Origin of the sequence: Streptomyces liangshanensis, assembly GCF_011694815.1 — a bacterium.
Classification (GTDB): Bacteria; Actinomycetota; Actinomycetes; order Streptomycetales; family Streptomycetaceae; genus Streptomyces; species Streptomyces liangshanensis.
In genome coordinates this window covers 1104615-1128328 of sequence record NZ_CP050177.1, presented here as the reverse complement: position 1 = coordinate 1128328, position 23714 = coordinate 1104615, and the positions used below count along the sequence as shown (strand labels likewise).

Here is a 23714-nt window from a genome sequence, read left to right as displayed (position 1 = left end):
GGCCATGCGCTTCCGCCACCCCGACGGCTCCACCGTCCACCTCTCCTACTGCACCAACGTCCACCCCGCCGAACACCTCGACGGTGTCCTCGCCCAACTGCGCGACCACTGCGAGCCCGTACGGAAACTGCTCGGCCGCGACCGCCTCGGCATCGGCCTCTGGCTCGCCAAGGACGCCGCCCGCGCCCTGATCACCGACCCCGCCCAACTGCGCGGCCTGCGGGCCGAGCTGGACCGGCGCGGCCTGGAGGTCGTCACCCTGAACGGGTTCCCGTACGAAGGGTTCGGCGCCGAAGAGGTCAAGTACCGCGTGTACAAGCCCGACTGGGCCGACCCCGAACGCCTCGCGCACACGAGCGACCTGGCCAGGCTCCTCGCCGCCTTACTGCCCGACGACGTCACCGAGGGCTCGGTCTCCACGCTCCCGCTGGCCTGGCGCACCACCTTCGACGAGGCGGCGGCCCGTACCGCCCACACCGCGCTGACCACCCTCGCCGAACGCCTCGACGGCCTGGAGGAGCTGACCGGCAAGTCCATCAGGATCGCCCTGGAACCCGAACCGGGCTGCACCGTCGAGACCACCGCCGACGCGATCCGCCCGCTGGCCGACATCGCCAGCCACCGCATCGGCATCTGCGTCGACACCTGCCACCTCGCCACGTCCTTCGAGGACCCGGCCACCGCACTGGACGCGCTGGAAGCGGCCCACATCCCCATCCCCAAGGCCCAGCTCTCCGCCGCCCTGCACGCCGAACACCCGCACCTGCCCGAGGTACGCGAAGCCCTCGCCGCGTTCGCCGAACCCCGCTTCCTCCACCAGACCCGCACCCGCACCGCCACCGGACTGCACGGCACCGACGACCTCGCCGAGGCACTCGGGGGAGACGTCCTGCCCGACGGAGCCCCCTGGCGCTCCCACTTCCACGTCCCCCTGCACGCCCCGCCGGCCCCGCCGCTGACCTCCACCCTCCACGTCCTCCAGGACACCCTGGCCCGGCTCGTCGGCGGCCCCGAGCCGCGGACCCGCCACCTGGAGGTCGAGACGTACACGTGGCAGGCGCTCCCGCCGGAACTGCGCCCCCGCTCCCGCGGCCGGCTCGCCGTCGGCATCGCGGCCGAACTCACCCTGGCCCGCGACCTGCTGGTCGACCTCGGCCTCAAGGAGCTGCCATGACGGAAAGCGCGACACCCCCAGCGACCCCCGACAACGCCCCGGACCCCACCCCGCTCCTCGTCCTGGACGTCGTCGGCCTCACCCCGCAACTCCTGCGCCACATGCCCCACTTGACGAAGCTCGCCGCGGCCGGCGCCCAGGCCCCCCTGACCACCGTCCTGCCCGCCGTCACGTGCAGCGCGCAGTCCACGTTCCTCACCGGCACCCTCCCCACCGAGCACGGCATCGTCGGCAACGGCTGGTACTTCCGCGAACTGGGCGACGTCCTCCTGTGGCGCCAGCACAACGGCCTCGTCTCCGGCGACAAACTCTGGGACGCGGCCCGCCGCGCCCACCCCGGCTACACCGTCGCCAACATCTGCTGGTGGTACGCGATGGGCGCGGACACCGACTTCACCGTCACGCCCCGGCCCGTCTACTACGCCGACGGCCGCAAGGAGCCCGACTGCTACACCCGGCCGCCGGCCCTCCACGACGAACTCACCGAGGAACTGGGCACGTTCCCCCTCTTCCACTTCTGGGGCCCCGGGGCCGACCTGGTCTCCTCCCAGTGGATCATCGACGCCACCCGGCACATCGTCCGCACCCGCAAGCCGGACCTGGCCCTGTGCTACCTCCCGCACCTGGACTACGACCTCCAGCGGTTCGGCCCCGACGACCCCCGCTCGCACCGGGCCGCCGCCGAACTCGATGCCGCCATGGCCCCGTTGCTCGCGGACGCGGCCACCGAGGGCCGTACGGTCGTCGCCCTGTCCGAGTACGGCATCACCAAGGTCTCCCGGCCGGTCGACATCAACCGCGCGCTGCGCCGCGCCGGGCTGCTGGAGGTCCACACCCAGGACGGCATGGAGTACCTGGACCCCATGACCTCCCGGGCGTTCGCCGTCTCCGACCACCAGATCGCGCACATCTACGTGCGCCGCCCCGAGGACCTCGACGCCACCCGCGAGGCCCTCCGGGACCTCGCCGGCATCGACGAGATCCTGGACGACCAGGGCAAGAAGAACCACGGCCTGGACCACCCGCGCTCCGGCGAGCTCGTCGCGATCGCCGAGCCGGACGCGTGGTTCACGTACTACTACTGGCTCGACGACGAGCGGGCGCCCGACTTCGCGCAGCTCGTCGAGATCCACCGCAAGCCGGGCTACGACCCGGTCGAGCTGTTCATGGACCCGCTCGACCCGTACGTACGGCTCAAGGCGGCCAAGGCCATCGCCCGCAAGAAGCTGGGCATGCGCTACCGGCTCGCGGTGGTGCCCCTGGACCCCTCGCCCATCCGCGGCAGCCACGGGCGGCTGCCGGACAGCGACGACGAGGGCCCGCTCGTCCTGTGTTCCACGCCCCGTTCCCTCGGCGACCGGGTGGCGGCCACCGAGGTGAAGTCCCTGCTCCTCCACCTCGCCGGACTGGACTGACACCGGACCCCACGACCGCCGGGCCCCACGACCACCGGACCGTACTGATCACACAGCACGGAGAATCAGAAGGAGTTCCGCGATGAGCCGCAAGAAGACAGCCGACGCCGACCTCGCCCGTACCCTCAGCAGACGCAACATGCTGGGTGTCGCGGCCGGCGCCACCGCCGCCGCCGTCCTGGGCGCCGCCGCCGCCACTCCCGCGGCGGCCCAGGGCCACGGGCACGGCCACGGGCATGAGCACGGCCATGGCAAGGGCACGCCCGTCCTGCCGCCCGGCCGGCTCGGCATCCAGCTCTACTCGCTGCGCGACAAGGTCTCCTCGCTCGGCTTCGCCAAGGTCTTCGACGAGCTGGAGCGGTTCGGCTACGACGAGATCGAGTACGCGGGCTACACCCAGGGCACCGGCGCCATCTCCCTGCCCGAACTGAGGAAGCTGGCCAGGGACCACGGGCTCAAGGGCATCGGCAGCCACGTCAACTACTACGACGACAACAACCCCAACGCGTACAGCTTCGCCCAGAACCTCACGAAGGTGCTGGACGACGCCCAGGCCCTGGGCCTGCCGCACGTCGGCACGGCGTCGGGGCCGTTCCGCTACGGCTCCACCGTCGACGCCTGGAAGCGCGCCGCCGAGGACTTCAACACCTACGGGGCCGCGGCGAAGAGGCGCGGGCTGAAGTTCTACCAGCACAACCACGCCGAGGAGTTCTCCTTCGCCACCGACCAGCCCGACGTCCGGCTCTACGACGTCCTGCTCGCCGAGACCGACCCCGACCTGGTCTTCCTGGAGATGGACATCTACTGGGCCTACGCCGGCCAGTTCCGGTTCAGCAGGACGGTCACCGGGAAGCCGCGTCCCTTCGACCCGCTGCGGTACGTCCTCCAGCAGCCGGACCGCTACCCGCTCTTCCACGTCAAGGACGGCATCGAGGACATCGCGGCCCGCGACGGGTACCGGATGGTGGACGTCGGCGACGGCGACATCGACTACAAGCGGTTCATCTCGGCGGTGAACAAGACCCGCGGCGGGCGCCGTGACCACCACTGGCAGGTCGAGCACGACCAGCCGGTGGACTCGATCGCGTTCGCCCGCAAGTCGTCCGCGCACCTGCACGGCCTGCGCGAAAGGCGCTGACCGTACCGGGGGACAGCCCCGGAAAACCCGCGGAGGGCGGTGCCACGCACGGCACCGCCCTCCGACGTTGGTTGTTCTCGCGCCCTTACCCGCTGACGGGCTGGGCGTCCTGCAACACCGGTTTACCCTTCGGATAACCGGGGTTGCGCAGGAAGAGCGCCAGGCCCGCCGCTATCAGGGACAACACCCCGGCGAGGATGTACGCCCCGTCGTAGCCCCAGTGGTCCACGGCCATCGAGCCGAGGCCGCCTCCGAAGAGACCACTGATGACCTTGCCGCTGTAGGCGATCCCGTAGTTGGTGGCGTTGTAGTTCTCCCCGAAGTAGTCCGGCGTGAGTGCCGCGAACATCGGGTAGAACGCACCGCCGCCGAATCCGGAGATGAAGGCGAACAGCAGGAAGAAGAACTCGTTCTTGCTGTTACCGGCCCACAGCACACCGAACTGGGAGAACCCGAGCACGAGGATCACGAAGATCAGCGCGTTCTTGCGGCCCCAGATGTCGGAGAGCCATCCCACCACTCCTCGCCCGATGCCGTTGACCACGGACAGCACACCGGCCGACGAGGCGGCGACGAGCGGACCGAAGCCCACCTCCTTGGCGAACGGCACCTGGAAGGAGATACCGAAGATGGAGACTCCGGCGGTGATCACCAGCAGCACCCAGATGAGCGGGAGCATGCCGGTCTTCAGGGCTTCCACCGGCCGGTACTGCTTGGTGGCCGGCGGGTTCTTGAGCAGGCTCTGAGCGGTCTTGCTACCCGCGGTGATCTTCAGCGGATCGATCTCGGCAGGCCACCAGTTCTGCGGCGGGTCCTTGAAGAACCAGGCGCAGGCGGCCACCACGATCAGGACGTAGATCCCGATCAGGTCGAGCACCGTGTGGAAGTTGCTCGTGTCGAACGCGAAGTTGAAGATGAAGATGAACGGGACGGCGCCGTAGGCGAATCCGCCGTTGACGAAGCCCGTCTTCCCACCGCGTCGTTCCGGGTACCACTTGCCCACCATGTTGATGCAGGTGGAGTACACGAATCCGGAGCCGATGCCGCCGAGCACACCGAATCCCAGGATGGCGCCGAAGACGCTGTTCACGTGGGAGATCGACAGGAAGCCCAGGAGCGCGAGGACCGACCCGATGAACATGGCCTGACGCGCTTTCAGGATTCCCTTCTCCCGCATCCATCCGGTCGGGAAGGAGACCCCGGCCTGGAAGAAGGTCCAGACGCTGAGGATCCAGAAGGTGTTGCTCTGACTCCAGCCATGGGCCGCCGAGAGAGTGTCCTCGGCAGATCCGTAGGCGTACTCGAAGACGCTGATGGCCATCATCGCGGCCCACGGCAGGTACACCATGAACTTGCGCGAGTGACCGAGAATCTCGCGGTCGGTCTCGCCGATGCGGTACACGCGGCCCTTGGCGTCAGTGACGTTGCGGTACCCCGGCCCGCCCGCGTCGGCCTTGGTGGCCGACGCGGACGTACCAGAGAGTGGTTCCTCTGTCATTTAGGCTATCTCCCGGCCTATGGGGGGTGTCTTGTCGAGTGGTGCGGTGTCCGACCGTCCCGGCGCCTTCAGGAAGGTCGCGAGTACGGCCGAGGCCAGGCCAATGCTTCCGGCGATGATGAAGGCGCCCTCGTAGTCCCAGGCGGCCACCACCACCGCTCCCATGCCCGAGCCGACGAGGCCCGAGATGAGCTTGGAGCTGTAGACCATGCCGTAGTTGGAAGCGTTGTTGTTCTCCCCGAAGTAGTCCGCCGTCATCGCCGCGAAGAGCGGGAAGATCGCGCCACCGCCGAAGCCGGAGACCATCGAGCAGAACAGGAAGAAGGGCATGCTGCCCATGGTTCCGGAGATCAGCACGCCGAACTGCGCGCTGCCGAGGACCAGACACACGATGATCAGGGTGTTACGGCGTCCGTACTTGTCGGAGATCCAGCCGATCACACCACGACCCGTGCCGTTGACTATTGCCTTGAGCGACATCGCGGTGGCCACGATCCCGCCCGCGAACCCCATGTCCTTCCCGAAGGGCACCTGGAACGCGATTCCGAAGATGTTGATCCCGGCGGTGCAGAGCAGGCAGAACCACATCATCCACAGCACAGGAACGCGTGCGGCTTCACGCGGCGTGTACTGCTTGACGGCCGGCGGGTTCTTCTCCATGGCGCGGCGGACCCGGGGGTCCTCCGACGTCTTGAGCGGGTCCGCGCCCTTCGGCCACCAGAACTTGGGCGGGTCCTTGAAGAACCAACCCGCGGAGGCGACGACCAGGCAGCAGATCACACCGACACTGACGAGGACCGTCTTGTAGTTCGTCAGGTCCATGTACGAGGTGAAGAGGAAGACGAACGGCACGGAGCCGTAGGCGAAACCGCCGTTGACGAGGCCGGTCTTGCCACCCTTCCGCTCCGGGTACCACTTGCCGACCATGTTCACGCAGGTCGCGTAGACAAGTCCGGCTCCGATACCGCTGAACATCCCGAAGCCGATGTACGCCACGATCACGTGCGGCGCGTAGGCCAGGGAGAGGTAGCCCAGCAGCGTACCGAGGGCACCGAGCATCATCGCGTACCTGGCGGGGAGCTTGCCGCTCTCACGGAGCTGTCCCGCCGGGAAGGCCACGGCCGCCTGGAAGAAGATCCAGACACCCATGAGCCAGAAGATGTGCCCGCTGTTCCAGAGGTGCGCCTCGTGGAGGGTGTCCTCCGCGGAGGTGAACGCGTACTCCGACGAACTGATGCCCATCATTCCCAACCACGGGAAGAGCACCATCGTCCATCGTGGACGGCCCATGATGTCCCGGTCGGTCTCACCGATCCGGTACACCCGGCCGTTGTGATCCGTCACCTCCTTGAAGGGTACGGCTGTAGTGATCTGAGTGGTTGTCATTGTGTTGCTTCCCCTTGCGTCGAAAGAGCTGGCCAGCGCCCCCTGTCCAAAAACTTTCGTTGCTCGCTCGGGCTGATCAGGTCATGAATCGGCCTCCCCACGTTTCCCGGTCGTCGGCGCCGGTGAGCAGTCCCGCTGCTCGCGCCCACTGGTGTTTCGCCCCGAGCGCCTCGACCGGCTTCTCGGTGGTATGGGGGGAGACGACGATCGTCCGCCCGTGGCCGGGGACCGGCGCGTGGGTACGCGGGTCCTCCAGGCCGGGCATGATCGCCGGCTCGTCGGTGCACGGCGGCTCACCCAGGCCGCGCGCCGCCGCGACGGGCTTCGAGGGGATCGCGGAGATCGCCACATCCGGCACACCCGGAACATCCATGACGCTCTTGTACGCCTTATGGACGAGAATGTCACCGGTTCCGACGGCTCTGACCGCGTCCGAGGCGTCGTCGGCGTCCGGGGTGTCCCCGGCGGGGGCGGCGTCCAGGAGGGCGCGTACGGCCTCCTGGATCGGTGGTGTCGTGCCCATCGCTAGATGACCCCGCTCGTCTTCAGCAGGAGCAGTTCCTCGGCGTCCAGGCCCAGCTCGCCGGCGTACACCTCGTCGTTGTGTTCGCCGAGGAGCGGCGAGGTGACCATGTCGACGGGGGAGTCCGACAGCTTCAGCGGGCTCCCGACCGTCGTGAACGAGCCGCGCTCCGGGTGCGGGACCTCGACGACCATGTCGTTGGCCGCCAGGGAGGCGTCCTCGATGATCTCCTTGGTGGAGAGGATCGGGCCGCACGGGATGTTGTGGGCGTTGAGCTTCTCCAGCACCTCCCACTTGGGGATGGTGGAGGTCCACTCCTCGATGAGCTGGAACATCTTGCTCAGCTTGGGCAGCCGGGCCTCGGGGGTCGCCCACTCGGGGTCGTCCGCCAGCTCGGGCCGCCCGATCATCGCGGTGAGGGGCTTCCAGCCGACCGGCTGCACGATCACGTACACCCAGTCGTTGGGACCGCCGGGCGCGGTCCTGACCGCCCAGCCGGGCTGTCCGCCGCCGCTCGCGTTGCCGCTGCGGGGGACGTCGTCGGCGAAGTCCTCGTTCGGGTACTCGGCGAGCGGTCCGCTCGCGAGCCGCTGCTGGTCGCGGAGCTTCACCCGGCACAGGTTGAGCACGGCGTGCTGCATCGCGACGTTGACGCGCTGGCCGCGGCCGGTGGCCTCGCGCTGGTAGAGCGCGGCCAGGATGCCGGCGACGGCGTGGATGCCGGTGCCCGAGTCGCCGATCTGGGCGCCGGTCGCCAGCGGCGGACCGTCCTCGAACCCGGTGGTGGACATGGACCCGCCCATGGCCTGGGCGACCACCTCGTACGCCTTGAAGTTGGTGTACGGGCCTTCGCCGAAGCCCTTGATCGAGGCGTAGATGATCCGCGGGTTGATCTCCTGGATCTTCTCCCAGGTGAAGCCCATGCGGTCGATCGCGCCGGGACCGAAGTTCTCGACCATGATGTCGGAGCGGCGGATGAGTTCCGTGAGGATCTCCTTGCCGCGCGGGGTCTTGGTGTTGAGGGTGATGCTGCGCTTGTTGCAGTTGAGCATGGTGAAGTACAGCGAGTCGACGTCGGGGATGTCGCGCAGCTGCTTGCGGGTGATGTCGCCGGTGGGCGCCTCCACCTTCACCACGTCCGCGCCGAGCCAGCCGAGCAGCTGGGTGGCGGAGGGGCCGGACTGGACGTGGGTCATGTCCAGTACCCGGATGCCTGACAGGGCTTTCGTTCCTGGCGGTGTCTCAAGAGCCTGGGTCATCGGGGGGCTCCTCTGCTTGCCATCGTCTGGGTCGTGGTTCCTGGGGCGCTCGACGCTGCCCCGGTCACGGGCGATTCGTAGAGCCGTGCGGGAGACGTGGTGTCCGGCGCGCCGTCGTAGCACTGCCGGAACGCCGTCGACACCGTGGCGGCGCGTGACGCGTCCGGCCCGGTCGCGGCGGTCCGGCCGCCGGCTCCCGCGAGGACCTCCGTGCCGGTGGGCAGGAGGGTCTCGATCGGCGAATGACCACCGGAGATGCGTGCCTGGCGGGTGTCGGCCACGGGCAGTCCAGTCCCTTCATAGGGGGGAGCCACTGCGCTCCCGGTACATTGCATACAGTCTACGAATACTGTATGAAGCTTGTTATCTCGCATTCGGTGGGTCATGTCCAGAGGGCGAACAGCACTTTCGCCAAAAATGGGAGCCGACATGGATCTGTATGAGCACGAGGCAAGAGAGTTGTTCGCGGACCACGGGATCGCGGTGCCGGAGGCCGAGGTGGTCTCGCTGGCGAAGGAGGCGGGCCCGGCGGCCGAGCGCCTCGGGGGCCGGGTCGTCGTCAAGGCGCAGGTGAAGACCGGGGGCCGGGGCAAGGCGGGCGGCGTGAAGTTCGCGGCGGACGCGGCGGCGGCGCAGTTGACCGCCCGCCAGATCCTCGGGATGGACATCAAGGGCCACACGGTTCGCAAGGTCATGCTGGCCCGGCCGGTCGACATCGAGGCCGAGTACTACGTGTCGTTCGTGCTCGACCGGGCGGCCGGAGCCTTCCTCGCCATCGCCTCCGCGGAGGGCGGGATGGAGATCGAGGAGGTCGCCGCCACCCGCCCCGAGGCGGTCGCCCGGATCCTCGTCGACCCCGCCGAAGGGGTCACGCCGGCCAAGGCCGCGGAGATCGCGGAGGCGGCCGGGCTGCCCGCCGCGACCGCCCCGGTGATCCAAGCTCTTTACCAGGTCTTGGTACGGGAGGACGCCGTTCTGGTCGAAGTAAACCCATTGGTACGTACAACAGATGGGCTGATTATCGCCCTCGACGGCAAGATCACTCTTGACGACAACGCGCGCTTCAGGCAGGCGCGCTGGGGCGACACCGAGACCGACCCGGGCGACGATCCCCTGGAGGTGGCCGCCGCCGCCAAGGGCCTCAACTACGTCAAGCTCGACGGCGGGGTCGGCGTCATCGGCAACGGCGCGGGCCTCGTCATGTCCACCCTGGACGTGGTCGCCGGCTGCGGGGCCGAGCCGGCGAACTTCCTCGACATCGGGGGAGGGGCGTCCGCCCAGGTGATGGCGGACGGCCTGTCCGTCATCCTCTCCGACCCGGACGTGAAGTCCGTGTTCGTCAACGTCTTCGGCGGCATCACCGCGTGCGACGCCGTCGCCGAGGGCATCGTCCAGGCCCTGGAGTCCGTACAGCTGACCAAGCCGCTCGTCGTCCGGCTCGACGGGAACAGCGCCGCCAGGGGGCGCGAGATCCTGGAGGACCGCGCGCACCCGCTCGTACAGCAGGTCACCACCATGGACGGGGCGGCCCGACAGGCCGCCGTACTGGCGAACGCCGGATAAGGAGAGACACCATGGCGATCTTCCTGACCAAGGAGAGCAAGGTCCTCGTCCAGGGCATGACCGGCGGGGAGGGCATGAAGCACACCCGCCGCATGCTCGCCGCCGGCACCGACGTCGTCGGCGGCGTCAACCCGCGCAAGGCCGGCCGGACCGTCGACTTCGACGTCCCCCAGGACGTCGAGGGCCTCGGCGCCACCCCCTTCTCCGTCCCCGTCTTCGGATCCGTCCGCGAGGGCATCGAGGCCACCGGCGCGAACGTCACCGTCGTGTTCGTCCCGCCGCCCTTCGCCAAGGCCGCCGTCATCGAGGCGGTGGACGCGGGCATCGAGCTGGCCGTGGTCATCACCGAGGGCATCCCCGTGCACGACTCGGTCGCCTTCCACGCGTACGCCAAGAAGCACGGCACCCGGATCATCGGCCCCAACTGTCCCGGCCTGATCAGCCCCGGGCAGTCCAACGCCGGCATCATCCCCGCCGACATCGCCGCCAAGCCGGGCCGGATCGGGCTCGTCTCCAAGTCCGGCACCCTGACCTACCAGTTGATGTACGAGCTGCGCGAGATCGGCTTCTCGTCGGCCGTCGGCATCGGCGGCGACCCCGTCGTCGGCACGACGCACATCGACTGCCTCGCCGCGTTCGAGGCCGACCCCGACACCGAACTCATCGTGCTCATCGGTGAGATCGGCGGAGACGCCGAGGAGCGCGCGGCGGCCTACATCGCCGACCACGTGACCAAGCCGGTCATCGGCTACATTGCCGGCTTCACCGCGCCCGAGGGCAAGACCATGGGCCACGCCGGCGCGATCGTCTCCGGTTCCGCGGGCACCGCGGAGGCGAAGAAGAAGGCGCTGGAAGCGGTGGGGGTACGGGTCGGCTCGACCCCGTCGGAGACGGCGAGGCTGGTCCTGGACCGGCTGGCCGTGCTCCACTGACGGAGCGTGCGCGCGTCATCACGCGGTGAACGCGCCACCGTACAACTGAACAGCACCACCTCGGGGAGCACCGCTCCCCACACGGCACCACCGCCACACAGCACCACCGCCACACGGCACCATCACACCGCACCACTCACACGCAGGCGGCCCGGCGGCCCACCACCTCCCACCGGCCCGGTACCACCGCCCGACACCGTCGGGTCACCCGACCACCCCGCGGTACCCATACCCGTACACGTCACTCGTGCTCGTACCCGTATACCCGCGGCATTCGTGCCGAGCCACGCACATCCCGCCTCCCTCGAGCGGAGACTCACCATGGCACCTACGTCCAACCTCCAACTCAAGCCCGGAACAGCCTGGTCCGACGCGTGGCGCCGCAGCCTCGCCGTCGCCCCCGAGGCCTTCCGCGACGACCGCGTGCTCAACCTGTGGGCGTCGGCCTGGCAGACCGAAGGACGGGCCCTGCCCGCCACCAGTCCCGTCGACGGCAGCCCCATCGCGGGCCCGCCGCGGCTGGACGCCACCACCGCCCAGCAGGCCGTGCGGGCCTCGCTGGACGAGCACCGCGCCTGGCGGCACGTGCCGCTGCCGGAGCGCAAGGCGCGCGTCACCGCCACACTCGACGCGCTCACCGAACACCGCGAACTGCTCGCCCTTCTCCTGGTCTGGGAGATAGGCAAGCCCTGGCGCCTCGCCCAGGCCGACGTCGACCGTGCGATCGACGGCGTGCGCTGGTACGTCGACAACGTCGACCGGATGCTGGAGGGCAGGACCCCGCTGGCGGGCCCCGTCTCCAACATCGCGAGCTGGAACTACCCGATGTCCGTCCTCGTGCACGCCATGCTCACGCAGGCGCTGGCCGGCAACGCGGTGATCGCCAAGGCCCCGACCGACGGCGGGGTCGCCTGCCTGACCCTGGCGAGCGCGCTCGCCGTGCGGGAGGGCATCCCCGTCACCCTGGTCAGCGGCAGCGGCCGCGACCTCTCCGAGGCGCTCGTCCGCTCGCCGGAGATCGGCTGTGTCTCCTTCGTCGGCGGCCGGGACACCGGCGCCGACATCGCGACCGCCGTCGCCGACCTGGGCAAGCGGCACGTCCTCGAACAGGAGGGCCTCAACACCTGGGGCGTCTGGAACAACAGCGACTGGGACGCGCTCGGCGCCGTCATCCCCAAGCTGTTCGACTACGGGAAGCAGCGCTGCACGGCCTACCCCCGGTTCGTCGTCCAGCGCTCGCAGTTCGCGGACTTCCTCGGGGCGTACCTCCCCGCAGTCCGCTCCATCAAGGTGGGCCACCCGCTCGCCGTCGCCCACCCGGACGACCCGCTGCCCGAGCTGGACTTCGGCCCGCTCATCAACGCGGCCAAGGCCAAGGAGCTGGGCGACCTGGTCTCCGTGGCCATCGAGCGCGGGGCCGTCCCGCTGCACCAGGGCGTCCTCGACGAGGCGCGCTTCCTCCCCGGCCAGGACACCAGCGCGTACCTCGCGCCCGTCACCCTGCTGGGGCCGCCCCCCTCGTCCCCGCTGCACCACGCGGAACCGTTCGGCCCGGTCGACACCATCGTCCTGGTCGACACGGAGGCGGAGCTGCTGGCCGCGATGAACGCCTCGAACGGCGCGCTCGTCGCCACCCTCTCCACCGACGACCCGGCGACGTACGCCCGGCTCTCCCCGCAGATCCGCGCCTTCAAGGTCGGCCACGGGAAGCCCCGCTCCCGGGGCGACCGCGAGGAGCTGTTCGGCGGCTTCGGCCACTCCTGGCGAGGAGCCTTCGTCGGCGGAGAACTGCTGGTCAAGTCGGTGACGGACGGCCCCGAGGGCGAACGCTCGCCGGGCAACTTCCCCGACTACCACCTGATGCCCTGACCTGACCCGCCCGCGGTCGGGGGCCCCGCCCCCGACCGCCTCGGATCCCCTGCCGTCCGGGCTGGAAACAGACGCCCGCCCGGCAGGTCCCGGCACCGGGCCGCCCCCCGGCCACCCCGCGGAGCGCCCGGTGCCGCTCCAACGCACCCGCGCGCCCTTGACCACCGGATATACGGGTGAGGAGCACCCCGATCCCCTGGTATCGTTGACCCCGTCGCCGCGAGCACAACCGCGGTCAGACCACTCGTCCGGGTGGCGGAATGGCAGACGCGCTAGCTTGAGGTGCTAGTGCCCTTTATCGGGCGTGGGGGTTCAAGTCCCCCCTCGGACACTCAGAGGGGACGTTCACAAGATCGTCCTGAAGCGTTCACGAATAACCGGTGGAGTCATGTGACTCACCGGTATTTCGTCGTTCCTGCGCCTCCGGATGTACCAGCACAGCACTCCGTCCGAGCGGTACGGCCGTTGGACCCTGGCTCCGGGACGGGCCCCCACCGGCATCGTGCCTGCCCGCCTTGAGTGGCGGCGTGACGGTGAGACGAGCCGTCACGTGTCGAGTGGGAACAGGCGACTGATCAACTCCGGGTAGCTGAGGCCTGCTTCGCCGAGAATCTTCCTGAGAGCTTCCGGCGGGCCCATCTGCAGGGAGGTCGGAGAACCGATGCGGCCGGGTACCGCGGAAAGGTCGCCGCCGCTGAACCGTGATTCCGGTGTGGCAGGGAGTCGTACCTGGTAGGTGCGCCAGACGCGTGCCGGGGGATTCAGCAGGACCAGGTAGGGGTCCGCCCACGCCATGAAGGCCCAGCGGTTCTTGCCACGGGCTCGTACAAGCACGCCGTCGGCGTGGTGCCGCCCGAGTCGTTCGGCCGCCTTGGCCACGACCGGAAGCGGATTGCCGAAGGAGCCCGTGATCTCCCAGAGCCCGTCCTCGCACACGACCGACCAGCCGGCTGCGGTGAGCCCCTCGATCACCTCCGCGTAGGGGTCGTCTCCCTGCGCCAGAGCGATGAGTCTGTCCACCTCGCTCCAGGGCGCGACGCGGGCGAGCGCCCGCTCCGGCGCGATCATCAGGTCCTCCGCCTCGGCCGGCTCGGCACGCGCGATCATCGCCTTGCTGCCGTGCCAGGCACGGGCCGCGAGTACGTCGTGCTCCCCGCCGCCGGTGAAGGTGGCGTCCTGGACGAGCAGTGTCATCGCCACGGCTGCCACCGCGTCCAACCGGCGCAGGGTCTCGGGCGGAGCATCGTGGACCGCCCCGGCCGCTGGGTCTTCGGAACGGAGTGCTTCGAGGAGGCGGCTGAGTCCGTCGCGCCAGCTCTGGTCCTGTTCGTCCCAGACTCCGGCGGCCAGGAGCTGGATGTACAGGCCGGCCACGAGCAGCCTGACCGGAACCGGTGCCGCGGTCGAATCGTCAGCGCCTGTGAGCGCCGTGACCCAACGCTTGGCCCAGGTGCGACAACGGGCACGCTGCTCTGGCGCGACGTACGGGACGAGCGGCTCGCTGGTGGCGGGGAAGTTCTCCTCCTCCGTCTCGTCCCCGTGCGTTTCGTCGTCCTCCTCCCGCACGCCAACGGTGACCGTCGACACGATCCAGCGCGACGACGGTGCCTGCGGCAGGTCGAGCTGCGAGGTGCCGAACGCCAGATCCGCCAACGGCGCCCCGATCATCCGGCGGCAGTCGGCGAGGTAGGCGTCCCAGCGGTCGACGCCGCTTGATGTCACCGAGCCCGCTGCCGTGTCTCCCACGGGGCTCACCCGGGGACCGGACGTTCCGGCGGTGAGCTCGCGAAGGCGCAGCAGATCGGCTTCGAAACGGCGTGCGGCACGCTCGTCGGCGAACAGGGTCTGCGCCGTGTAGTCGTATCTCAGCCGGGGACCGCTGTCGGCGCTGTGGTGTCGTGCGCAGTGCACGGGGCTGTAGACGAAGACCACGGCGGATTCGGCGGTGGTGCCGTCAGGACGGTCGCACGTGGCGCGAACCGCCGCACCAGGAACCTCGGTCAGCGGGAAGGACCAGCCCGCGGCCCCCGCCGGAATGGTTCCGGTCTGCGTCCAGGAACCCGGTGAACCGTCCGGAGACGTGCTGATCACCACGGGCAGGGGCTGGGGGTGCGCCAGAGAGACGTGCAGGCCTTCGCTGTCCGTCTTCGCGCCGAGGAGGACGAGCGTGTAACGGGTGGACTGGAAGGGCCGGATGGTGCGACCCGTCAGGCTCGCGAGTGAGGTGATGCGCCCCTGTTCGGGAAGTAGCGGCGCTGTGCCGGCGGCGAGTACGGCGAGCTCGCAGTTGCCGCCGTCCCGGGTGCTCGTGCACAGCGCGGCGCGGGTGAGGTTCGGGCTCCCGGTGAGAGCGTATCGGCTGCCGCCGGCCTGCCATTCGACGAATTTGCCGTGCCGCATCCGAGTCTCTTCAAGGAATCGGATCTGCGCGTCGAAGCCGCCGAGTGCCCTCTTGATCGCTCCGGCGTCGTAGCTGGACCAGCGAGGCTGGAGCCCGAGGATGGTGCGGCGGGGTGTCAGACGGTCGACCAGCGCGCCGAGGGCATGACCGGCCTCGTCGACGAACGGGGCGTACGCGTGCAGTTCGTCCACAGGACCGAGCGGCAGTTGGTCCAGCAGACTCTGCTGGAGGTTGTGCAGAAGCCGGGCACCTGATTCCGGTCCGGCCGGGGCGTTGACATGCCGTTCGGTCAGAAGCGCGGCCAGTTCCGCCAGATGACTCGTCGACCAAGGGGCCAGTTCCACGGCGGAGGGCAGTGTCTCAAGCCAGTCGGCGAGGTCGGCCAGGAGCGCGTGGGAATCGTCGTCCTCGGTCTCCACCAGCGTCCACAGTTCGTCGTTGGCGCCCCAGCCGGACAGCGTCGGGTTCCCCGAACCCACCGCGAGCCGGCAGGCGTGTTCTCCGACCAGAAGGACGACCTTGGGGTGGAACGCACGCCGGCAGGAGGCCAGGCCGTGCAGATAACTGCGGCCGGCCAGGCGCACATCGACCGGGTCGTACAGCCCTTGGGCCGCATCGCCGATCACCGCGGTGCGGGCACCCAGGCCGCGGGCGACGGGTATGGCGACCTTCTCCAGGAAGGGAAGATCAACGGTGAAACCGAGGAAGAGCACTTCGTGCAGTGCTTGCTGATCGCTGCGTTCGCTCCACTCTCTCAGCAGCGTGACGGGGGATGCGAACCGAGTGTGGTGTGCCGCGCTCATGGGTTTGTCTCCAGGATTCGCAACCCCTCCTCGGTGACGCTGTGGCAGTTGTCGCTGAGGGCGAAAAGCCCCAGCTGCGCCGCCAAGGAGCCCAGTTGGGGGATGCGGGTGCCGATGTCGGAGTCGCCTTCGTCACCGGTCTTGAAATAGCGCTCGTTGCGAAGGTGCAGACGGGAGAAGATCTTCAGCCCGCCGGTCGCGGGGTCGGTGCGCAGCTTCGCGAGGGCGACTCTTCGGGACTGGGCGAGCATGTCGTCCACCAGCCGGGCGGCCAGGTCGCGGACCGGCCGGTCGGCGTAGTCGTCGAGGAGGCCGTCGACCCACGTCGGGTCGAGGAACTCGGCCCGGTGTCGCTGACGGCCCAGGAAGACGGCCCGTACGTCGTCCGGCAGATGACCCTCTCGGGAGCGCAGCGCACCCACCATCAGCAGCAGCACATTGGTCATCGGGGCACCGGCACCCTGCGTCAGGAGTTGCCGTTCGGCAGGCAACAACTGACCTGCCGCGTTCTCGAGCGGAGGCAGATCGTCCAGGACACGCCGTACCTTCGCGTCCGGGGCCTGTTGCGCCAGCCAGTCGCGCAGTTCCCCGGGCGACCGGTCCGCCTCGCCGTCCTTGGAGCCGACACCGGCCACCAGCGCCGCCCACAGCCGGCGCCAGGCGCCGACGGAGTATTGGCGCAGCAATACTCCCCGCCAACCGGCCGTCTCGGGAATCGCCGCCAGAACGGGATCTGTCGTCGCCTCGTCACCGAACGCCACCGCGGAGCGCAGCGTCTCCTGATACCCGCCGCCCTCAGGACCGCGGAGATGGATCGCCCGGCCGAGGATACGGAGGGTCGCACGCCGAGTGCGGTCGGACGCCTCCCAGTCCCCGTCTGCGTGGGTTCCTCCTCCGCGAGTTGCGGTCAGCACGTCCGTCAGCCATTCCCGCTCGGCCGGACAAGGGACACCAAGAGCCGCCTGCCCCAATGTCTCCAGGTCGGCGAAGGGCACGACGTCCCGCTCCGCGAGAGACAGCAGAGGTGCGAAGAGCTTCTTGACCGCGAGAGGGCACGGGTGCCGGCCGGGTCTGAGCACTCCGTCCCGGACGCTCACGGTGCCCAGCACCGTGGCAGGCCCGCCGTACTGGTCCCAAAACCCCCAGCGGCGGGGTGAGTACGACTGATTCAGCCGCTCCTCGTCGGCCGCTGACGCGAGTTCCAGTTCCTCTGTGCAGAAACGCCGCACCCCATCGACCCCGTGGGCAAGCCACGCCGGATCTGCCTCTGTGTGGTATTGGAGCGCCGCCAGCAGGACCTCGCCGCGGCGGACCGCCCGGCGGCACGCGGTGGTGTCCCAAGCGTTGCTTTCCGCGTGCGCCGCGATTGCCGCATACAGCGAGTGGTAACGGATGTAGCGGGTCACCGTGGACACGCCGGGAACCAACGTGTCCACCGCCCGCATCACGGGGCCCTCAACCGCCAGGGGATAACGCCCGGACCGCACACCCAATCCCTCGAGTGCCCATGCCGGCCCGTGGACATCCGCTGTCACTCGCCACCCCTTGTCGGCTGCCGAAGCGTTGCATCGGCAGGAGCTACCTGACTCTGCCTCAGGGTAGGTGCTTACTTCGAGCGTTGTGGTCAGGGCGGCTCCGAGGACAGAGCCCGTAGCCGCATATCCGAGGTTCACGGCGTTCTTGTCGGACGTCAGCCGTACGCTGCCGTTGACAGACTTGGGGGAGACGATGACTGACCATCGCAAGGCAGCGGTTCCGGTGTGGACGCTGGCGACCGACGACGTCCGGGTGCCGGCTTTGGCCGGGGACGGGCTGATGACGGCCGAGCGCCTCGCGGAACTGCGCGGCGTGCTGGCCGCCCTGGCCGACGCGCCGATCGCCACGCTTGAGGTGCATCCGCTGCCCGACAAGCTCGAACGCAGCCGAGGTATCCCGCTCGACGCCGCGAGTCCCCTGGCGCAGCACCTGTCACAGTTCATCACGCAATCGACGCGAAGTTCCCTCACGGCGGCCAGGGCGACGGCTACCGGCGAGAACCTGTACCGCATGGTGGTTCCGGCGAAGGTTGCCGCCCAGTTCGGCCAGGGCATCGTTCGCCCGATGGCGTCGAAGGCGGCGGCCGGCGGCATCCACAGTGCACTGATGAACTCGACGGGCATCGCCGCCAACGCGACGTTCGTGCCGATCGGCAAAGCGGCGGCAGCAGGCGCGGTCGGCGGAGCCGGCGCGACAGCCGGCGTCGTGGCCGCCGGTAGCGCGGCGCTCACCGTGGCCGCGCCGCTCGTGCTCATGGCCGTAGCGGTGGGCGTGAGCGCGCATGCCGACTACAAGCGCCAGCAGGCTGTCGAACACATCACAGAACTGCTGGAGCAGCTGCGCGAGCAGAAGCTCGAAGAGGAGCACAGCGAACTCGACGGCTGCCGCGATGCCATCGACAAGGCCACCGCCATTCTGCTCGACCAGGGCAAGCTCGGAGCCTCCCTGGGGCTGGACTCGGCAGTGCACGCCATCAACACGGCGCTGGGCGCCGCCGACCGCCGCCTTGCCCGGTGGCGGAGCGCACTCGACAAGCTGCCCGAGGACAAGTCCGTCGAGATCAGCGCGCTGGCCAAGTCATTCCCCGGCGTCGACGAGCATGGCGGCGTGTTCCGCGCCCACCTCGAACTCGCCGCCCTGGCCATCGCCCTGAAGCGGCGGGTCGTCGTCCTGCAGGCCGTCGAGCATGCTCAGGACCAACCTGACAACTTGTTCGAGAACTTCGCCCGCGAGCTCAAGCGCGACCAGCAGCGCCTCGACGAGCTGGAGTCGAGCATTGCCGGCGTCCTGGAACGCCTGTCGGCGCTGGAGCTGACAGGTCCGCAAGGTCTGCGTCCCGTCTTCACGACCGGTGAAGTCGATCGCCTGATGCGCGCGGCGAACCGGATCCGCAAGCTGGGCGACGGCGTCATGGTCGACAGCCGCACGAGAGACGTGGCGATCGAGATTGCCCGCGACAAGGACGGCTCGGTGGTCGTGTTCCCCGCGCTGTCCGCATAGGCGTAGGCCCGCTTGCACGCACGTGGTGCGGGGCCGGCGCGACGAGGCCGAGCGTCATCCCGATCCCACATGGCCGGCGCAGCGAGTGGAGCCGGGCTCGCAGAACAGCCCGTACCCGTTCGTGTTGATCGTGATGTCGATGGCCATGTAGGGCTCACGGGTGATCCTGATGGGGGATCCCGCCGGGTCGTTCGTGAGCGCGTCGTTCACCGTGCCGACCGCTTCGTCGGGGGTACGGCCCTGGTGGAGTGTCCCCGTGGCCCTGCCACCCATTTCGCCGCCCTCGTCGCAGGGAGGGGGCGAGTCCGAGCAGGGCACGAGGGTGAGGTAGCGGTAGACGAACGTGCCGTCGGAGGCGATGGTGAGGTTGGCGCCCGACCAGCTCCAGGTCCCGACGAACCGCGCCAGCGGCGCGTTGCCGGCGGGCGGGGGAGGCCGGCGGGGACCCGGGGCGATGTCGCCGACCCAGATCCGGGCGTGGGCCGGATCGGCGGGTCGGCTGCTTAACCCATTTCGTACCGTCGGCGGAGAACCACACGGCCCCGACAGCGGAGTTGTCCGGCGACCGGGCGGACCCGATCGCGACGAAGCCGCTCCCGGCCGCCGCCACGGCGAGCATCCCCTGTCCATGGCGGGCGACGACGCCCACGTCGTCGGTCTCGGCTTCCTGACCCTCTACGGACTCGGCCGAGCCGCTTGATGCCGGAGGGACACCACCCTTAGTCGCAGATCTCCACCGTGCCGACGTAGTCCAGTTTCTTCCTCAGGACGTAGCCGGTCGCGCTTCCCGAGATGACCTCGTCGACGGTGCCGTAATAACGGTCGTCGACCGGCGTGGGGTAGCTCGCGGACTCCTGCCGGAAGAAAAGGGTTCCCGACGTGGCCTCGCCGATCCGTGCCCCCTCGGCGTCCCAGACCTGGGCCCTGTTGTTCAGCCGGTATTGCTGTCGCGACCGGCAGGCACGCGTCGGTGACGGCTTCGGTGGGGGATCCGCGGGTGGGGTGGACGAGGCGGGCGGACTCGGGGCCCGGACCGTGGGCGGAGGCGCGGGCGGAGGAGCCGGTCGTGTCGGTGAACTGCTCGGTGACAGGGTCGGCGACGGACCCGGCGTGGGGGTCTTGGTGACTGACGGGGTCGCCGTCGGTCCCGGTAACGCGGCCGGGGTCGGCGGCGCGGGACGAGCCGACTCCACCAAGGTGTTGTTGTCGCTCAGGAGGACGAGCGCCAACGCCGCCGCCACGAGGCCCGTCGCCCTCCCCGAAAGCCTGTTGTGCTGCACGGCGTGGTCCCCGAACACCACACCCTTGGCGTCGTTCAGGTGAACGGTGTACTGGCTGCCCGGGGTCTCGCCGGAACGCTTTCTTGTCACCGGTCAGTGGAAGTGGTTGTCCTGGCGGGCGTTGTCGCCCATGACGACACCCTTGATCTCGTTCGCGAAGAGGGTGTACCTGCCCACCCGGTGACCGCTCACCGGAGCGCCCGCGGACCCGCCCGCCTCGCCGGGCTCCGTGGCAGGGTGCTCCTCGGCGGCCGGGGCGCCCCGATCACGGCGTACCAGGGAGACCAGTCGCTCCCCGGCGTCCCGCGCGGCCTGCTGGACCGTCTGCGTCATCCCGGCCGTCGCCCCCGCGGCCAAGGCCTGGGCCACCAGTTCCACCTCGGGCATCGCTCCCCCTCCACCGACCTACCGGCCCACATGCCGTTAGAGCGCCCCAGTATGGCCGGGAATCTTCCCCGCCCCCGACCGCGAAAGCGCCCGATTCGGCAGTGACCTCGGCGGATCCCGGATCGAGTTCGCCCGGACGGGTGGCGTCCCCGCCCGGTATCCGGGCGCGCGGTGGTGTGTGTCGGGTGGAATCCTGGCGAATGCCGTCCGCCGTCGGGGGTTCGCGGCTACCCTCGACACCTGACCAGCGCACTGTTCGAAGAGGGGAGCGTGGATGGTGCCCGGGGCCGAGCGGCCGGTCGTTCTTCCTTTGCTCGAACGCGAATCGGAGCTGGCCGCGGCGACACGGGCCGTGGACGCGCTCTGCGGGACCGCTCCCGCCGGTGGGCTGCTCGTCTACCGCGGTGCCGCCGGGCTCGGGAAGACGGCGTTGCTCAACGAGGTGCGGCGGTTCGCCGCGGGGCGGTGTGCCGTGTGGTCCGCGCGCGGCGGCGAGACCGTCACGTCCGTACCGTTCCACGGAGTTCGGCAGCTCCTCCAACCCGCCCTGATCGCCGGTGAGTCCGGGGGCGCGACGGCGGGGGAGACCCTCGACGCGCGGGAACTGCTCGGTGACCGGTACGAGATCGTCGGCCCCGCCCTCGGGATAACCCCGCCCGGCACCCAGCACGCCGACCCGCAGGGTGTCAGGGACGGACTCGACCTCCTGGTCGGGCGGCTCGCCGAGGTGCACGGACCGCTCCTGCTCGTGGTCGACGACGCCCACTGGGCCGACCTGGAGACCCTCGCCTGGCTCGCGTCCTTCGCCCGGCGGCCCAGCGGAGGACCACCCGTCCTCGTCGTCATCGCCTACCGCACGGAAGAAGCCGTCGGCGAGACCGCACGGCACCTCCGGACGCTCGGCACCGCCGCCAGGCTGCGGGTCAGCCTGCGCGCGCTCACCCCCGAGGCCACCGCCGACCTGACCCGCGCCACTCTGGGCGAGGACGCCGACGACCCGTTCTGCCGGGAGGTCTGGGCCGTCACCGGCGGCAACGCGTACGAAACCGTCGAACTGCTCGCCAAGGTCCAGGACAGCGAACTGGCCCCCGTCGAGGACTCGGCGAGCGCCCTGCGCGCCCTCGGCGCCTCCGCGCGCGGCAAGGGACTCATCGCCCGGCTGGAGGAACTGGGCACGGACACCACCAAGTTCGCCTGGGCGGCGGCCGTCCTCGGTACGGACATCTCCCTCGACCTGGCCATCTCCCTGTCCGGACTCGGCTGGGACGAGGCCGCCGAGTGCGCCGAACGGCTGCGCGCCGCCCGCATCCTGGAGGGCACCGACCCGCTGGAGTTCGTCCACCCGCTCATCGCGGGAGCCGTCTACCGGGCCATCCCGCCCGGCATCAGGACCGCGCTCCACGGCCGCGCCGCCTGGGCCGTCACCCGCAGCGGCCGGGGAGCCGCCGCCGCGGCGCCCCACCTCCTGGAGGTCCACCCGGACAACGACGCCGAACTCGTCGGCCAGTTACGCGAGGCCGCGGCCGAGAACCTCGCCGTCGGCGCGCCCGACGCCGCCCGGCGCTGCCTCGAACGCGCCCTCGCCGAACCACCGTTGCCCGCCGTCCGCGCCCAGGTCCTCTACGAACTGGGCTGCGCCACCCTGCTCACCTCCCCGGCCACCTGCGCGCCGCGCTCGACAGCCCCGACCTTGACACCGCGCTCCGGGTCGACGTGGTGTTCCGGCTCGCCCAGGCCCTCACGCACAACAACCAGACCGGAGAGGCCGCGCGGGTCGTCGCCGAGGAGGTGGCCCGCGCCGAACCGGGCCAGGACCGGCTGCGGTTGCAGGCCGCGCACTTCCTCTGGGAGGGCGTCCGGGCCGCGGAGGACAACGGCCCCGCCCGCTCCGGGCGGCTGCGCGAGGTGGCCCGTACGCTCACCGGCCACGACAACTCCGAGCGTGTCCTGCTGATGCTGCGCGCCTTCGACGGCACAGCCCGGGGCGAGAGCGCCGAGGAGATCGTCCAGATCGGTGAACGGGCCCTGGTCGACGGGCGGCTGGCGCCCGGCGTCGGCTGGGCCGACGCCGCGTGGGGCTTCGAGGCCCCGGCCCTGCTCGGCCTGTCCTACGCGTTCGCCGACCGGCTCGACCGGGCCGAGAGCCTGTTCACCGAAGCGCTGCGCGCCTTCGAGATCTCCGGCTGGAGCGGCGGCCATCTCGCCTTCGCCCACGCCCTCGTCGGGTACGTCCACCGCAGGCGCGGCCGTCTCGACGAGGCCGAGATGTACCTGCGCGAGAGCCTGCGCCTGGCCGACCGCGTCGGCGACGGCCTGCCGATGCACTGGGACGCGGCCTGCATGCTCATCGACACCCTCCTCGCCCGCGGCCACGTCGAAGCGGCCCAGGAGGCGGCGGAGCGCCACGCGTTCGCGCCCCCGTACTCCTCCTCCATCGTCATCCCCGACGCCCAGTCCGTCCGGGGCCGGCTGCTCCTCGCCCAGGGCCGGCACGACGAGGCGGTCGCCGAACTGGAAGCGGCGGGGCGGGCGTTGACGGCTCGCGGCCGGCACAACATCGTCATGGCGCCTTGGGCGTGCGACCTCGCGCGGGCGCTCGCCGACACCGACCCGGCCCGCGCGGCGGAGCTCGCCCGGTACGCCCGCGACCGCGCCGAACGCTTCGGTACGGACACCGCCATCGGTGTCGCCCTGTGCTGCGAGGCCTCGGTGACGAAGGGCCCGGCGGCGGTCGGCCTCCTCGCCCAGGCCGTCACCCGTCTCGACGCCTCGCCCTGCGCGTACGAACGGGCGGTCGCCCGCGTCGAGTACGGCATCGCCGCCGGACTCCCCGACGAACTGGGCCGGGGCCTGGATCTCGCGAAGAGCTGCGGCGCCGACGGGCTGGTGGCCCGGGCGGAACAGGCGATGGCGACGATCCTCTGACCCTGGGCCCGGACCCGGGCTCGACCCCGTGCCCGGTCCCGGGCATGACCCTGAGCCCGGACCCGGGCGGGAGCCCACTCACGGACCCGGGCAGGATCCCGCGCACGGATCCCGGCCGGTAGGCT

Annotated in this window: 17 protein-coding genes, 1 tRNA gene and 1 pseudogene; 9 read left to right on the top strand and 10 right to left on the bottom strand. The window is 70.1% G+C overall.

The genetic code is table 11. The features are described from left to right. Positions 1–4 precede the first annotated feature (4 nt). The 3 genes from eboE to HA039_RS04935 all read left to right on the top strand — a co-directional run bounded on the left by eboE (position 5) and on the right by HA039_RS04935 (position 3727). A complete protein-coding gene (eboE, locus tag HA039_RS04945; protein ID WP_167024309.1) occupies positions 5–1174 on the top strand; it encodes a metabolite traffic protein EboE in 1170 nt (389 codons plus the stop codon). Further along, complete coding sequence (locus HA039_RS04940) at positions 1171–2589, top strand: alkaline phosphatase family protein (RefSeq protein ID WP_167024306.1); 1419 nt, start codon at positions 1171–1173, stop codon at positions 2587–2589. Before eboE ends, HA039_RS04940 begins: the two co-directional genes overlap by 4 nt. Before the next feature lie 82 nt (positions 2590–2671). Continuing rightward, positions 2672–3727 (top strand): sugar phosphate isomerase/epimerase family protein, encoded by a 1056-nt coding sequence (locus HA039_RS04935; RefSeq protein WP_167024303.1) that lies wholly within the window; start codon positions 2672–2674, stop codon positions 3725–3727. Between the two features lie 85 nt (positions 3728–3812). Here the strand turns inward: HA039_RS04935 and HA039_RS04930 are convergent, their stop codons facing one another. The 5 genes from HA039_RS04930 to HA039_RS04910 form a co-directional block, all read right to left on the bottom strand. Beyond that, positions 3813–5225 carry an OFA family MFS transporter gene (locus HA039_RS04930; protein ID WP_167024300.1) on the bottom strand — a complete coding sequence of 471 codons (1413 nt, stop codon included), beginning with the start codon at positions 5223–5225 and terminating at the stop codon, positions 3813–3815. Next, complete coding sequence (locus HA039_RS04925) at positions 5226–6611, bottom strand: OFA family MFS transporter (protein ID WP_167024297.1); 1386 nt, start codon at positions 6609–6611, stop codon at positions 5226–5228. A 76-nt stretch (positions 6612–6687) separates the two neighbouring features. Continuing rightward, the gene (locus tag HA039_RS34580) at positions 6688–7134 is read right to left on the bottom strand and encodes a hypothetical protein (RefSeq protein WP_167024294.1); all 447 of its coding nucleotides are present in this window, start codon (positions 7132–7134) and stop codon (positions 6688–6690) included. Between the two features lie 2 nt (positions 7135–7136). Continuing rightward, positions 7137–8393, bottom strand: coding sequence for a formyl-CoA transferase (gene frc / locus HA039_RS04915; protein WP_167024292.1), 1257 nt, complete (start codon positions 8391–8393; stop codon positions 7137–7139). Next, entirely contained in the window at positions 8390–8674 is a 285-nt protein-coding gene (locus HA039_RS04910) for a hypothetical protein (RefSeq protein ID WP_167024289.1), read from the bottom strand. The genes frc and HA039_RS04910 overlap by 4 nt, the downstream gene beginning before the upstream one ends. A 148-nt stretch (positions 8675–8822) precedes the next feature. Here HA039_RS04910 and sucC point away from each other — a divergent pair, with 148 nt between their 5' ends. From sucC to HA039_RS04890, 4 genes are all read left to right on the top strand, one after another. Continuing rightward, positions 8823–9956, top strand: coding sequence for an ADP-forming succinate--CoA ligase subunit beta (gene sucC, locus HA039_RS04905; protein WP_167024286.1), 1134 nt, complete (start codon positions 8823–8825; stop codon positions 9954–9956). Positions 9957–9967: 11 nt separating this feature from the next. Further along, positions 9968–10888 (top strand): succinate--CoA ligase subunit alpha, encoded by a 921-nt coding sequence (sucD, locus tag HA039_RS04900; RefSeq protein WP_167024283.1) that lies wholly within the window; start codon positions 9968–9970, stop codon positions 10886–10888. Between the two features lie 321 nt (positions 10889–11209). Beyond that, positions 11210–12757 carry an aldehyde dehydrogenase family protein gene (locus tag HA039_RS04895; RefSeq protein ID WP_167024280.1) on the top strand — a complete coding sequence of 516 codons (1548 nt, stop codon included), beginning with the start codon at positions 11210–11212 and terminating at the stop codon, positions 12755–12757. A gap of 246 nt (positions 12758–13003) precedes the next feature. Then, positions 13004–13088 (top strand) — tRNA-Leu (locus HA039_RS04890). Positions 13089–13303: 215 nt separating this feature from the next. On the opposite strand, the gene HA039_RS04885 is transcribed toward HA039_RS04890, so the two are convergent. Both HA039_RS04885 and HA039_RS04880 read right to left on the bottom strand, forming a co-directional pair. Continuing rightward, on the bottom strand, positions 13304–15961 hold the full coding sequence (locus tag HA039_RS04885) for a phospholipase D-like domain-containing protein (protein WP_167024277.1): 2658 nt from the start codon (positions 15959–15961) through the stop codon (positions 13304–13306). Then, complete coding sequence (locus HA039_RS04880) at positions 15958–17376, bottom strand: hypothetical protein (RefSeq protein ID WP_243869152.1); 1419 nt, start codon at positions 17374–17376, stop codon at positions 15958–15960. The genes HA039_RS04885 and HA039_RS04880 overlap by 4 nt, the downstream gene beginning before the upstream one ends. A gap of 313 nt (positions 17377–17689) precedes the next feature. On the opposite strand from HA039_RS04880, the gene HA039_RS04875 reads away from it, so the two are divergent. After that, a complete protein-coding gene (locus HA039_RS04875) occupies positions 17690–18997 on the top strand; it encodes a hypothetical protein (protein WP_167024274.1) in 1308 nt (435 codons plus the stop codon). A 54-nt stretch (positions 18998–19051) separates the two neighbouring features. Here HA039_RS04875 and HA039_RS04870 read toward each other — a convergent pair whose 3' ends face one another. The 3 genes from HA039_RS04870 to HA039_RS04860 form a co-directional block, all read right to left on the bottom strand. Then, the gene (locus tag HA039_RS04870) at positions 19052–19270 is read right to left on the bottom strand and encodes a hypothetical protein (protein WP_167024271.1); all 219 of its coding nucleotides are present in this window, start codon (positions 19268–19270) and stop codon (positions 19052–19054) included. A gap of 446 nt (positions 19271–19716) precedes the next feature. Beyond that, entirely contained in the window at positions 19717–20367 is a 651-nt protein-coding gene (locus HA039_RS04865) for a hypothetical protein (RefSeq protein WP_167024267.1), read from the bottom strand. Between the two features lie 3 nt (positions 20368–20370). Continuing rightward, on the bottom strand, positions 20371–20664 hold the full coding sequence (locus HA039_RS04860; protein ID WP_167024265.1) for a hypothetical protein: 294 nt from the start codon (positions 20662–20664) through the stop codon (positions 20371–20373). A gap of 274 nt (positions 20665–20938) precedes the next feature. On the opposite strand from HA039_RS04860, the pseudogene HA039_RS04855 reads away from it, so the two are divergent. Beyond that, positions 20939–23589 (top strand): annotated as a pseudogene (locus HA039_RS04855) (ATP-binding protein). Positions 23590–23714: the final 125 nt, after the last annotated feature.

What these genes read in the sequence shown, in the direction of transcription:
- sucC (WP_167024286.1), top strand. Translation starts at nt 8,823, where the DNA reads ATGGATCTGTATGAGCACGAGGCAAGAGAGTTGTTCGCGGACCACGGG.
- frc (WP_167024292.1), bottom strand. Translation starts at nt 8,393, where the DNA reads ATGACCCAGGCTCTTGAGACACCGCCAGGAACGAAAGCCCTGTCAGGC.
- HA039_RS04875 (WP_167024274.1), top strand. Translation starts at nt 17,690, where the DNA reads ATGACTGACCATCGCAAGGCAGCGGTTCCGGTGTGGACGCTGGCGACC.
- HA039_RS04940 (WP_167024306.1), top strand. Translation starts at nt 1,171, where the DNA reads ATGACGGAAAGCGCGACACCCCCAGCGACCCCCGACAACGCCCCGGAC.
- sucD (WP_167024283.1), top strand. Translation starts at nt 9,968, where the DNA reads ATGGCGATCTTCCTGACCAAGGAGAGCAAGGTCCTCGTCCAGGGCATG.
- HA039_RS04930 (WP_167024300.1), bottom strand. Translation starts at nt 5,225, where the DNA reads ATGACAGAGGAACCACTCTCTGGTACGTCCGCGTCGGCCACCAAGGCC.
- HA039_RS04870 (WP_167024271.1), bottom strand. Translation starts at nt 19,270, where the DNA reads ATGGGTGGCAGGGCCACGGGGACACTCCACCAGGGCCGTACCCCCGAC.
- HA039_RS04860 (WP_167024265.1), bottom strand. Translation starts at nt 20,664, where the DNA reads ATGCCCGAGGTGGAACTGGTGGCCCAGGCCTTGGCCGCGGGGGCGACG.
- HA039_RS04925 (WP_167024297.1), bottom strand. Translation starts at nt 6,611, where the DNA reads ATGACAACCACTCAGATCACTACAGCCGTACCCTTCAAGGAGGTGACG.
- eboE (WP_167024309.1), top strand. Translation starts at nt 5, where the DNA reads ATGCGCTTCCGCCACCCCGACGGCTCCACCGTCCACCTCTCCTACTGC.
- HA039_RS34580 (WP_167024294.1), bottom strand. Translation starts at nt 7,134, where the DNA reads ATGGGCACGACACCACCGATCCAGGAGGCCGTACGCGCCCTCCTGGAC.
- HA039_RS04895 (WP_167024280.1), top strand. Translation starts at nt 11,210, where the DNA reads ATGGCACCTACGTCCAACCTCCAACTCAAGCCCGGAACAGCCTGGTCC.
- HA039_RS04935 (WP_167024303.1), top strand. Translation starts at nt 2,672, where the DNA reads ATGAGCCGCAAGAAGACAGCCGACGCCGACCTCGCCCGTACCCTCAGC.
- HA039_RS04885 (WP_167024277.1), bottom strand. Translation starts at nt 15,961, where the DNA reads ATGAGCGCGGCACACCACACTCGGTTCGCATCCCCCGTCACGCTGCTG.